Origin of the sequence: Pseudoalteromonas aquimarina (assembly GCF_049257255.1) — a bacterium.
In the GTDB taxonomy this organism is placed as follows: domain Bacteria; phylum Pseudomonadota; class Gammaproteobacteria; order Enterobacterales; family Alteromonadaceae; genus Pseudoalteromonas.
On the sequence record NZ_JBMMUG010000008.1, the window covers coordinates 54,863 to 67,559 of the forward strand.

Annotated in this window: 10 protein-coding genes and 1 tRNA gene; 5 read left to right on the forward strand and 6 right to left on the reverse strand. The window is 40.5% G+C overall.

The window, feature by feature from the left end:
• Window positions 1-14: 14 nt before the first annotated feature.
• The 5 genes from AAEU29_RS18340 (at window position 15) to AAEU29_RS18360 (ending at window position 7,612) form a co-directional block, all read left to right on the forward strand.
• Window positions 15-623: a hypothetical protein gene (locus AAEU29_RS18340; RefSeq protein WP_421974667.1), complete on the forward strand. Its 609-nt coding sequence runs from the start codon at window positions 15-17 to the stop codon at window positions 621-623.
• On the forward strand, window positions 623-1,738 hold the full coding sequence (locus AAEU29_RS18345) for an efflux RND transporter periplasmic adaptor subunit (RefSeq protein ID WP_421974668.1): 1,116 nt from the start codon (window positions 623-625) through the stop codon (window positions 1,736-1,738). Before AAEU29_RS18340 ends, AAEU29_RS18345 begins: the two co-directional genes overlap by 1 nt.
• A 9-nt stretch (window positions 1,739-1,747) precedes the next feature.
• The gene (locus tag AAEU29_RS18350) at window positions 1,748-4,855 is read left to right on the forward strand and encodes an efflux RND transporter permease subunit (protein ID WP_421974669.1); all 3,108 of its coding nucleotides are present in this window, start codon (window positions 1,748-1,750) and stop codon (window positions 4,853-4,855) included.
• Window positions 4,856-4,925: 70 nt separating this feature from the next.
• Window positions 4,926-5,300 carry a hypothetical protein gene (locus AAEU29_RS18355; RefSeq protein ID WP_421974670.1) on the forward strand — a complete coding sequence of 125 codons (375 nt, stop codon included), beginning with the start codon at window positions 4,926-4,928 and terminating at the stop codon, window positions 5,298-5,300.
• 677 nt (window positions 5,301-5,977) lie between these two features.
• A complete protein-coding gene (locus AAEU29_RS18360; protein ID WP_421974671.1) occupies window positions 5,978-7,612 on the forward strand; it encodes a site-specific integrase in 1,635 nt (544 codons plus the stop codon).
• An 89-nt stretch (window positions 7,613-7,701) separates the two neighbouring features.
• On the opposite strand, the gene AAEU29_RS18365 is transcribed toward AAEU29_RS18360, so the two are convergent.
• The 6 genes from AAEU29_RS18365 to cutA form a co-directional block, all read right to left on the reverse strand.
• A tRNA-Ile gene (locus tag AAEU29_RS18365) sits at window positions 7,702-7,778 on the reverse strand.
• A 190-nt stretch (window positions 7,779-7,968) separates the two neighbouring features.
• The gene (gene accC / locus AAEU29_RS18370; RefSeq protein ID WP_421974672.1) at window positions 7,969-9,309 is read right to left on the reverse strand and encodes an acetyl-CoA carboxylase biotin carboxylase subunit; all 1,341 of its coding nucleotides are present in this window, start codon (window positions 9,307-9,309) and stop codon (window positions 7,969-7,971) included.
• A gap of 21 nt (window positions 9,310-9,330) precedes the next feature.
• The gene (accB, locus tag AAEU29_RS18375; RefSeq protein ID WP_421974673.1) at window positions 9,331-9,795 is read right to left on the reverse strand and encodes an acetyl-CoA carboxylase biotin carboxyl carrier protein; all 465 of its coding nucleotides are present in this window, start codon (window positions 9,793-9,795) and stop codon (window positions 9,331-9,333) included.
• Window positions 9,796-9,836: 41 nt separating this feature from the next.
• On the reverse strand, window positions 9,837-10,277 hold the full coding sequence (aroQ, locus tag AAEU29_RS18380) for a type II 3-dehydroquinate dehydratase (protein ID WP_421974674.1): 441 nt from the start codon (window positions 10,275-10,277) through the stop codon (window positions 9,837-9,839).
• A gap of 182 nt (window positions 10,278-10,459) precedes the next feature.
• Window positions 10,460-12,265 (reverse strand): protein-disulfide reductase DsbD, encoded by a 1,806-nt coding sequence (locus tag AAEU29_RS18385; RefSeq protein ID WP_421974675.1) that lies wholly within the window; start codon window positions 12,263-12,265, stop codon window positions 10,460-10,462.
• A complete protein-coding gene (gene cutA / locus AAEU29_RS18390; protein WP_421974676.1) occupies window positions 12,265-12,582 on the reverse strand; it encodes a divalent-cation tolerance protein CutA in 318 nt (105 codons plus the stop codon). Before cutA ends, AAEU29_RS18385 begins: the two co-directional genes overlap by 1 nt.
• Window positions 12,583-12,697 lie beyond the last annotated feature (115 nt).

Consider the following 12,697-nt stretch of genomic DNA (forward strand, 5'->3'; position numbering starts at 1 on the left):
TTTTTGGATTAACTATGTCTATTACATTTTATGCACTGCATCAAAAGCAGTTTAGTGCACGTTTTATCTTAGCTTTATTGCTTTTATCGTTTGTTTTTATCACCAAAGCGGTAGCGTCTCCTGGTGCCCATGGCCCAAATGGTGAGCATTTAGATACTCGAACTAAAGCCGCGGCTTCGACCAATCCGAAGTTTGAAAGTTTCACCGAAACCTTCGAATTGGCTGGCGAGCTACTTGAAAACCAACTGGTTATTTACCTCCATGATTTCAAAACCAATACCCCAATTGCTGATGCATCAATTGATTTAGAGCTTGGTGAAATGGCCGCAAGTGCTGAATTTTCAGCTCAGTTACAAGCCTACATTGTGACCGAACAAACCCTGCTTACTCAGCTAAAGCAAGCGGGGTTACATGAAATCGTCATGACCATTTTGACCGAAGAAAATGGTGATTTATTAGTGGCAAATTTAGAAAACCACCAAGTAATTGAATCAACTGATACACATGAAAATGCCGAACATGATGATCATCACCATGACTTCCCTTGGCTGATTGTTTTGCTGTGTATTGGGGTATTTTTGATTGGTTTGTTTGTCGGTCGTTTGTCTAAGGAGCGTAAATAATGAGGCTTAAAAACGCGGTATTGTTATCACTTAGTTTATGTTCGCTTAGTTTATTTGCCTCACCTGGTGCACATGGCCCTAACGGTGAACACTTAGATCAAAAGTCTAACAAAGTTGAAGGTGCGCTTGGTAAACAAGCGGACGGTTCGGTCATTATGCCGATGAAGCACCAAGCTTTACTCAATATCCGTACTCAGTTTGTTACTGAGTCAGAAGTAAAAAAACATGTTCGTTTAGATGCCATTGTAAAACCACATCCAGATGGTTATGCAAAAATTCAATCAAGTAGTGACGGTCGATTAGATGCGCCTGAAACTGGTATTTACCCAACGGGTGCAAAAGTGAACGCAGGCGATGTGCTTGGCTTAATTCGTTATCAAGACACCGCCTATGAACTTGCCAGTCAAACCAGTGAATTAATTGCGATCCGCAATCGCATTGAGCAAACCAATCGCGATGTTGCGCGTTTAAAGAAGCTGGGAGATTTAGCCTCAAAACAAGCGTTAGAGCAGCTAGAAACTGAGCTTTTAAGCTTAAAACAACAGGCTCAAGCGCTGCAAAAAGGTCTTGAGAAACCAGAGGTGTTAATTGCACCTATCTCGGGTGTGCTCATTAACCACACGGTTTCACGCGGGCAATGGGTTGAAGCAGGTGAAGCTTTGTTTGAGATAATTGCACCAAACCAATTTGTCATTGAAGCAAGCACCAGTGATTTAGAGCTTACTAAGCAATTAACTTCAGCAAAAGTGATTGAGCAGCCAGCAATTACACTTAACTATTTAGGTTTTTCTCCTGACCTTGTGAATGGTTTAGCGCATGTTAATTTTGAGCTGGCACAAGACAACCTTGAGAATAACCTATTTATAAATCAAAACATTAGCTTACAAGCACCTATTAATGAAAAGCAACAAGGCATTGTGATCCCTGCGGATGCAGTTGTATTGAGTCAAAATAATTTGCCACAAGTGTGGATAAAACTCTCGGCCGAGCGTTTTTTACCTCAACTAATTCGCTATCAACATATTGAGCCAGGGCTTGTGCTAGTCACTAAAGGATTAGGTGCAGATAATCGCGTTGTGGTGACAGGTGCATCACTTTTAAACCAAGTGAGATAGGCAATATAAATGTTTAATTTATTAGTAAAAAGCAGCTTAAAAAACCGCTTGGTTGTGCTCTTGCTTGCCTTTGTCATGATGGCTTACGGTGTGTTGCAAGGGCAAAAGCTGCCCGTGGATGTATTTCCAAACCTAAATAAACCGGTTGTTACTGTGTTAACTGAAGCAGGTGGTATGGCACCTGAAGAAGTTGAGCAACTGGTGACATTTCCTCTTGAAAATTTACTCAATGGAGTGACTGGTGTTACCCGTATTCGCTCAACTTCTGGCATTGGTTTATCCATTGTTTACATTGAGTTTGAATGGGACACCGATATTTATCGCAATCGTCAGTTGGTCTCTGAGCGATTAGATTTAGCATCAGAGCAGCTACCGACTGGCATTTCGTCTGTAATGGGACCTGTGTCGTCGATTATGGGTGAGGTGATGTTGATTGCGCTGCCAATTGATGCTGAAGGTGATACTGATGCAATGGCCGCCCGTGAATACGCCGATTTTGTATTGCGCCCACGCTTATTAGCCATTCCTGGTGTGTCGCAAGTGATCCCAATTGGTGGTGAAGTGCGTCAACTACGTGTTGCACCCGATACAATGCGCATGCGCCAACTAAATGTGGATTTAGCGTCACTGCAAACATCGCTAAATGATTTTGCTGCTAATTTTGGCGGTGGCTTTGTTGATTTAAATAATCAAGAGTATTTAATTCGCCACCAAGGCCGCACGCTCGATGTGGAACACCTTAAAAACTTAGCGGTTGGTTGGCATGATGGTCGTCCTGTACTGCTCTCGCAGGTTGCCTCTGTGAGTTATGCCGCAGCTGAAAAACGCGGCGATGGCGGCTTTAATGGCAAGCCTGCTGTAGTGATTAATGTGCAGAAACAACCCAATGCCGACACGGTGCAATTAACTACGCAAATTGAATCAGCCTTAACTGAGCTCAATGCCGGTTTACCAAAAGGCATTGCGCAGCCACAAGTATTGTTCCGCCAAGCAGATTTTATTAAATCATCCATTGATAATGTGACCGAGGCGCTGCGAGACGGTGCCATTATGGTGACCATTGTTCTGTTTTTGTTTTTACTTTCAGCAAAAACAACACTTATTTCACTGTTTGCCATTCCGCTTTCTTTGGCAGTGACGGTATTGATTTTTCAATGGCTTGGTCAAAGCATTAACGTTATGACCTTAGGCGGTCTTGCAATTGCCATTGGTGAATTAGTGGATGACTCGGTGGTAGACGTTGAAAATATTTTAAGGCGCTTAAAACAGAACGCGCAATCGCAATCACCAAAATCTGTTTTTGATGTGGTGTGGCAAGCCAGTGTAGAAGTGCGCTCAGGCATTGTTTACGCAACCGCGATTGTTATCTTGGTATTTTTACCACTGTTTGCGCTACCAGGCATTGAAGGTCGATTGTTTTCGCCGTTAGGGCTTGCCTATATTGTTGCGATCTTAGGTTCATTATTGGTGTCGATGACGGTGACACCTGTGCTGTGTTACTACTTACTGCCGAATGCCAAAGTGATCCACCAAGGCGATAGCTGGTTGGTAGTAAAATTAAAGCACTTACAAAGCCTTTGGATTGATTGGGCGTTGCCTAAGTCAAAACAGCTGATTGCGGTAACAGGTGTTGTAGCACTGCTTTCGGCGGCAAGTATAACGCAATTTCCTCGTGCATTTTTACCTGCATTTAATGAAGGCTCGCTGGTGCTTGGTATTATTTTTGAGCCAGGTACATCGCTTGAAGAGTCTAATAAAATGGGGCATTTAGCAGAGTCATTATTGCTGTCAGTGCCAGAAGTTACGCAAGTGGGAAGGCGCACAGGGCGCGCTGAATTAGATGAACATGCTGAAGGCGTTCACTCGTCAGAAGTGGATGTCGACTTAATACCATCAGAACGAAGTCGCGATGAAGTGCTTGCTGAAATTCGTGACAAATTGTCTGTTTTGCCAGGGCAAGTTGCTATCGGTCAGCCAATTTCGCATAGACTCGACCACTTATTATCTGGTGTGCGTGCGCAGCTTGCGATTAAGTTGTTTGGTGATGATTTAGAGGGCTTACGCATCAGTGCTGAAAGTCTGCGTAAAAAGCTTGAAAGCGTTCCAGGCCTTGTCGATATCAACATTGAAAAACAAGTGCTTATTCCACAGTTAAGTGTGCGTTTAAAGTATGAAGACTTAGCTAAATATGGCTTAACACCAGGCTCTGCGCTGCGTCAATTAAACATGCTTACTGAAGGCACCAGCGTGACGGATGTGATTGATGGGGTAAAACGCTTTGAGTTGGTACTTCGCTTAGAAGATCAAAACCGAACGCCTGCTGCCATTGCAAAGACCTTAATTGATTCGCCAGCGGGTGCAATTCCAGTTTCCTATATTGCCGATATTCAATTGCTTGATGGCCCGAATCAGGTGCTTCGTGAAAATGGGCGCCGCCGATTAGTGTTATATGCCAACAGTGAAAATGTCGATGTAAAAACGCTGCTTGCAGATATTCGCGAAATCGTGGCCGCGCATGAGTTACCCGATGACAGTTTTATTAGTCTAGAAGGGCAATTTTTAGCGCAAGAGCAAGCCATGCGTTTGCTAATTGTGCTGTCAGTGTTGTCATTTGCACTGATCTTCTTAGTACTTTACCTGCGCTATCAATCCATGGTGTTTGCAACCATTATTATGTGTAGTTTACCTATGGCCTTGATTGGTGCTGTGATTGCGATGTGGTTAACCCATATTTCGCTGTCTGTTGCATCTGTGGTTGGGTTTATTACCTTAACGGGCATTGCTGCACGTAACGGCATTTTAAAAATTAGCCACTATCTAAACTTAATTCGCTTTGAGGGCGAATTATTCGATAAAGCGTTAATTATTCGCGGTGCAAAAGAGCGCTTATCACCCGTACTGATGACCTCAATGGTAACAGCGTTCGCGTTAATACCTTTGTTGTGGGCGGCTGATCAGCCTGGTAAGGAGATTTTACACCCAGTTGCGATCGTTATCTTTTCAGGCCTTATGAGCTCGACCTTGTTAGATACCTTGTTAACCCCTTTGCTGTACTGGAAATTTGGTAAAAAGCCGACTGAAAAATGGCTGAGTAGTAACTCAAAAGAACTTATTTAATAACCTGTTTCCCTTTGCGCATATGTGAAGGGATACTATTTTTTAATATCAACATAAAGAGAAATAAAACATGAAAAACACATTTATTACATTAGTATTCGTAGCGTTTAGCGCACTGTTCTTTGCACCAAACGCATCAGCACATGGTGATACAAAACCACTTCACGGTGGCGTAGTGAAAGTTGAACACGAAATGGTTTTTGAACTTGTTCGTGAAGAGTCAGGTGCAAGCTTGTATCTTCGTGATCACGGCAAGCCTTACCCAACAGAAAAAGTAATAGGTGGTATTACGGTACTTGCAGAGGGTAAAAAATCAGATGCAGCGCTAACACCTGTGGGCAATAACAAAATGACAGCTGATGTTATCATTCCTGATGGTGCAAAAGTGCTTGTAAAAGTGCAAGAAGGTGGTCATCACGGTGTAACAGTTCGCTTCACTTTTTAGTGCAGAGTTAGGGGGTACCTTGAGTAACTCTTGAGGTATTTTCATTTATTTAATTTATCTTAACTTGAACATTTCTATTCAAAGTTTCTTAAAACAAAAACTACATATGAATATTAGTTTATTTTGAGGGAACAACAGCCTGTCGGCTGATAGTTTCATTGTTTCACAATTCAACTATTAGCACTTTAATCGCGCGTCATTGCAGGGTTTTGCTACGCAAAGCAATGACTCTGCGTGCTCCGCACTGGGCGTTTAAAGTGCTCGCGCTATCTAACGAGCTACGCTCTGTAGTACCCGCCTTTTCGCCCGTTTTTAATTGTGGCTGTTTTTACAAAACATTTAGCCACTATTAACGTGCTGCTTTCTAACGAAAGCTGAGGTTCGCTTTCGAGTTTTACAAACTCTTAGCGAATTTTGCTGAAGGCAAAACGAAAATGCGGGTACTACAGACCAGCTGTAGATAGCGCGGCTTCATTTGATTTGTCATGCTGACAACTAAAATTACGCGCTTGTTGGCATCATGCTGATGCGCTTTTTATTGCATTTTGCTTGCAGCAAACTGCTGTTTTTGTTCTCTCAGAATATAAATAACGAAACTTTTACTGCTTAATCTATTTTTCTTTAATTTTCCTTTATGCTTAATAATAGGTGTCCATCTTAGTATTTGGGCACTAGATTTGAGCTACATAATTAACCAGAATGATTCGAATGAATCACAGCACAGTGAAGTTTGCTGTGCTTGGTTAACGCTTGATGAAATAGTTCAAAAGCTTAAATTACCTCACCCATTAATAATATCTTTAGCTAAAAGTCAGCAGCTTGAGGGTATTCATTGTCCTGACACATGTGAATGGTTTTTCCATCCTCAAGCGGCTTTGTTTTTTAATCAACATAAAGCATCAAGATGGATTGAACCAAAACAAAAAGAAACTACGACTTTAGTCATGGAAGAGAGCAAACCTAATGTTGAACAAAAAGCTCTTGGAAAAGATCAAACTTCGAAGCCTGATATTGTTATTAGCAGTAGAGAAAATGATTCAGATAAAGTGCTTGAGTTCTTAAACTCATCTTTAAAGTTAAATGTTGCAGCAGTGCTGCCAGGTATGAAAGGGATGTCTATTAGAGTTGGTAAAAAGAAAAAGCTTATACAAATTAGGGAAAACAAACACGATCAATATTTCAAATTAATTGAGTATTCTTGGGATCATACTTTCTCAAATAAAGATATCGATTTATTAATTAGCGCTCATAAGCGTTTTTTAAGCAGAATTAAAGCAAAGATGCCGTGGAAAGATCTTAATTATCTACTAAGGGGTGAGTATAGAGAGATAAATACATTTAATGAGCTTTTAGATTTGGCAAAACAAGGATCTAGTAAGGATAAAATTCGCAAAATAGAAAGAATGCAAAAGCGTTATTTTGAGGGTTCTTGGGGTGAAAAACTATTATCCAATTATTGCCCTCAGAGCTTTAAACAGGACTTTCTAGATCGCTCAGTCGCATCAAGACAACCCTCAGACAGAAATGAAGTAATTAAAATAATCAAAGCTGCGATTACAAAAGCGAAAAGCATGATGAATATTAAATTAGATGTTCAAGAGCTAGTGAATAAAGGTGAGCGCTCGCGAGCTGATAAAACTGACAACCAACCACCATTATTATCTACTGTATCAGCTTTTATTACTGAGTCGTTTAAGCAACATGAGTATCAATTGTGCCTAAGTATGATTATTCAGTTGCTGGCCTCCTTCCGAAATAACGATGCAGTGGATATAGAATGGAGCCAAGTTAAGTTTGATGATAAATGTATCGAGTTGCCTAATGAAAAAAGTAAAACAAGTTTCAAAAGGCACCCTGTGCCAAAGAGCTTATTAGATATTCTCCGCCAGGAAAAAGAAAGTCAAAGTAAAAGATTAAACCAAACAAAGGGGTTGAATAGCGATCTTAGATTTATCTTTGAAAGCCCCAAGATAAAAGGGCAATCGGTTGCTAATTTTGATAATGCCTTTAATCGTGTAAAAGAGTCTTTGTTAAAATCGAACTTTTCACCGGAACAATTAGAAGATATTAAGCGCTTTACTAGACACACGATTAGAGATTTAGTTGAAGACCTATTGATGGCGGTTGGCGCGTCTGAAGCTCAAAAAGAGAAATGTATTGGGCGCACACCTTCTGACATAGGTAGAGCATATGCAAATTTAAGCATTTCAGCGCTTAGTAAATTAAAAGACAAAATGGTTGATAAAATTGAATCAGAAGAACCTAAGCTGAAAGAGCTATTTCATCGACTAATAGACGGAGAGTTAAACTAATGGTAATTTATAAGGGTGTAAAAAAAGGTGTAAAAATACTTTTATATATCCCCTAAAAGCTTATGTTTAAAGGCTTCTAGAAGAGGAAATGGTGGCCCCACCTGGACTTGAACCAGGGACCTACCGATTATGAGTCGGGTGCTCTAACCAACTGAGCTATAGGGCCATTTAGACGCGTTATTTATCAAGTATGATAACTAAGCGGGATGAAGTATAAAAAGTTTTATAAGCCTTGTCACTAACCAATTCGGTAAAAAATGTATTTTATTTATCAATTGATTATTTAATGTTCGCTTGGGCTAAAGACAATAATAAGTGACAAAAAAGCCAGCGGTAGCTGGCTTTTTTCTAAGGGTTTATAACCCTAATTTCTTCTCTAGATAATGGATGTTTGTGCCACCATTATGGAAGTTTTCATCAGCAAGAATTTTCTTGTGAAGTGGGGTGTTGGTTTTAATACCATCAATTACTAATTCGTTAAGTGCGTTTTTAGCGCGAGCAATTGCTACGTCACGGTTTTCACCATAGGTGATTAGCTTGCCGATCATTGAATCGTAATGAGGTGGCACTGAGTAGTCAGCATAAATGTGGCTATCCCAACGAATACCTAGACCGCCAGCAGGGTGGAATCGTGTGATTTTACCTGGTGATGGAATAAATGTTTCAGGATCTTCCGCATTGATACGACATTCAATCGCGTGGCCACGAATTACAATATCATCTTGTGTAATTGAAAGCGGTTGACCTGCTGCAATCTTTAATTGCTCTTTGATTAGGTCGATACCTGTAACCATCTCGGTTACTGGGTGTTCTACCTGAATACGCGTATTCATTTCAATAAAGTAGAACTCGCCGTTTTCGTATAAGAACTCAAACGTACCCGCACCGCGGTAACCAATTTCAACACATGCGCGTGTACAACGCTCACCAATGTTTTTACGCATTTCTGCAGTAATACCTGGTGCTGGCGCTTCTTCCACTACTTTTTGGTGACGACGCTGCATTGAACAGTCACGCTCACCTAAGTGAATCGCATTACCTTGACCATCAGCAAGTACTTGAATTTCAATGTGGCGAGGGTTTTCAAGGAATTTTTCCATGTAAACCATACCATTATTGAAGAATTGCTTTGCTTCAGTTTGTGTTAATGCGATTGAATCAATAAGCTCTTTTTCGCTACGAACAACACGCATACCACGACCACCGCCGCCGCCCGCTGCTTTGATGATTACAGGGTAACCAATACGCTTTGCGATTTGCTTGTTGCGCTCATTGTCATCTGTAAGTGGGCCATCTGAACCTGGTACGCACGGTACGCCCGCTTTACGCATAGCTTCGATTGCAGATACCTTGTCACCCATTAAACGAATTGTATCGCCTTTTGGACCGATGAAAATAAAGCCGCTTTGCTCAACTTGGTCAGCAAAATCAGCATTTTCAGAAAGGAAACCGTAACCAGGGTGAATTGCAACTGCATCGGTTACTTCTGCTGCAGCAATAATACGAGTTGTATCTAAGTAACTTTCAGATGCTGCTGGCTTACCAATACAAATAGTTTCGTCAGCAAGTAAAACGTGTTTTAAGTCTTTGTCTGCAGTAGAGTGAACAGCTACGGTTTTAATACCGAGCTCTTTACATGCACGTAGCACACGCAGGGCGATTTCGCCTCGGTTTGCAATTACAACTTTATCTAACATAAGTGTTGCCTTCTGCGTGTATTATTCGATTACAAATAGTGGTTGGTCGAACTCAACAGCATCTTCGTTATCTACTAAGATTGCTTTAACAACACCAGCTTTATCAGATTCAATTTGGTTCATCATTTTCATTGCTTCAACGATACATAATGTGTCACCCACATTTACTTTATCGCCAACTTCAACGTATGAAGGAGCTTCTGGTGAAGATGCACGGTAGAAAGTACCTACCATTGGAGATTTTACTTGGTGACCAGAAACAACCGCTGGCGCTGCTTCTTCTGAAGCTGCTGCCGCAGGTGCTGCAGCTGGAGCCGTTGCTACAGGTGCTGCAGCTGGCGCCGCCGCATAATGAATTGGTGCTGCCATTGGTGCAGAGCTGTGACGATTAATACGTACTGACTCTTCACCTTCAGTGATTTCTAATTCAGCAATACCAGATTCTTCAACAAGTTCAATAAGCTTTTTGATTTTGCGAATATCCATTCTAACGACCCGCCTTTTTAATAATTTATTTAAATGTGTGTTTAGCGATCGGCTAAGATGGCATCTATTGCCATTTTATAACCGCTCGCACCAAATCCGCAGAGTACGCCTTTTGCTACATCACTAAAATAGGAGTGATGGCGAAAAGCTTCTCTTTGATAAATATTTGTCAAATGAACCTCAATAAAAGGAATTGATACACTTAACAGTGCATCACGTAATGCCACACTGGTATGAGTAAAAGCAGCTGGGTTGATAATAATAAAGTCAACCTGTTCATAAGCTGAATGAATATGTGTTATTAATTCAGCTTCGCTATTACTCTGAAAGTGTGTCAGTGCCACGTTTTGAGAGTCTGCATATTGAGTTAAATCTTGCATGATTTCAGCTAGTGTTTGCGCACCGTATATTTCTGGTTCGCGTTTGCCCAGCATATTTAAATTTGGGCCATTTATTACTAAAACTCGTAAACGTGCAGTCATCTTTCGTGAACTTCCTATTAAATCATTGAGGTTTGCTATTTTTTATAAAATCCACGTTTAACTTAAGGTTAGTTGTGGTAAATAGCAAGTTTTTCTCACGATGGCGTCTTATTATAGAGAGTTCGCAGAATATAGCAGCAAAATACTGGTCTAATCAGCAGGCGCTGATTAGACCGAGGTAGTTAGAATTTATTAGAAAGGTTTGTGAGATGGGCTGAAAACTCGTCAGCACTTTGAAAGCCGGTTACTCGCTCATTTGGTAATTCTTTGCCTTGGCGGTCAAAGAATAAAATAGTTGGTAGACCAAATACATCAAAACGTTCCATAAAGGCAATGGTTGTAGCGTTTGATTCCGTTAAGTCAGCTTGAATAAGCACATAATCTTTAAAAGCTGCTTGCACATTAGCATTTGGAAAAGTGTATTTTTCAAATTCTTTACATGCCACGCACCAGTCAGCATATAAATCAAACATCACTAGTTTTCCTTGCTCACTGGCTTTGGCTACTTCAATTTCTAGCTCATCAACATTTACGACATGGATAAATTGTCCATGCACATCTGCTTTGGCATTCGCGTTAGCTGTAATGGTTGCAGTTGGCCAAATTTGGTTGCTAATTGACGAGAGTGCACTAAATACCAAAACAAACGATGCCAACCATAGTGCAGTTTTGCCTTTATTATTAGTCGTAAGAGTATGCCAGTAATAAAGGTAAACACCGGTTACTAATAATAAGCCTGAACCTATCATCACAATAATATGCCACGGTACGATGCGCTCTAATAAAATCAGCGGCACCATTAGCATAATAAAACCAAACAAGGTTTTTACTTGCTCCATCCAAGCGCCCGCTTTTGGTAATAACTTACCGCCAGAGGTACCTAACAATAGCAGTGGAATACCCATGCCTAGGCTTAGCACATACAGCGTAATGCCACCGACAAAATAGTCACCACTTTGCGCAACATATAATAGTGCGGCAGACAAAGGTGCTGTAGTGCAAGGTGAAGCAATTAACCCTGACAACACGCCCATCATAAATACACCAAAGTAGTTACCTGATTTTTGGTTATTAGACAATTGAGTTAAGCGCGTCATCCAACTTTCTGGCAATTTAAATTCATATAAGCCAAACATTGAAAGTGCTAACAATACAAATAAAATGCTAAAACTAATTAGTACTGCAGGGTGTTGAATATACCCTTGCACTTGCCCACCAAGTGATGCCACCACTAAACCAAGTAATGCATAGGTGATTGCCATACCTTGGACATATACAAAAGATAAGGTAAAAGCGCGTTTAGTTGATAACCCTTGTTGACCTGCAATTAAGCTCGAAAGAATAGGGAACATTGGGAATACGCATGGCGTAAAAGCAAGTGTTAAACCTAACGCAAAAAAGATGGCTAAATTTGTAAGCAAGCTTTGTTGGTTTAATTTGTCAGTAAGTGATAACTCACCATCTAATTCATTTGAGGGTTCTGCAGGTGCTTCTGAAATGCTTGCATTTGTCGCTTTATCATCTGTTGAACTTTGAAATGCAGTAAGTGGAATTTCCACAATCACAGGTTGATAACATAAACCAGCTTCTGCACAGCCTTGATAACGTACTTTTACATATGCACCCTCAACCACGTTATCAAGTTTAGATACTGTAGTGAGTTCATTAAAATATACTTCTGTTTTGCCAAAGTATTCATCTTCGTGGTCTGTACCTTTTGGCAATTTGGGCAGTGTTAAATCAGCGCCTTTGGCAACAAATTCGAGCTTTTCTTTATATAAGTAGTAACCATCGGCAATATCCCAGCCTATAAATAACGTTGGGCCTTGCTGATCAAAGTCGATTTTGAATGCATCTTCGACTTTTAAAAACTGTGGCTGTTTGGTATTGATCAGATCATTAAAGGTTGTATCGGCGTTTGCCGGTTGACCTAAAAAGGCAAAAAGGGTGTTTAGCAACAACACACAGCCAAAAGTTATAAAGCGCATTACGCGAGTACCTCGTCTATCCAACTAAAATATTCGTCATTGCCATCGGTGATATTAATCACTTGAATTTCTGGCACATCATAGGGGTGGATCTGTTTTAATGTGTCGATTAATACGTGAGTTTTAACTGCTTGGGTCTTAATAAACAGCTTAATTTCCGTATCTTGCGCCATTTTACCTTGCCACATATAAAAAGACTCAATTTGTGGTAAGACATTTACACAGGCAGCAAGTTTCTTCTCTAATAGTGTTTTTGCAATGATATGCGCGTCTTCCTTTTTTGCACACGTTGTTAGCACTAATTGATAATTTGCCATACTGAACCTTAGGTAAATGTGTAAGTCTCACATTTTATACATTAAATATCGTTAATGATCATTAAAACAGGGTGATTAGATAACAGCGAAAGAGAGATTCTTTAAGCTGTGTTTT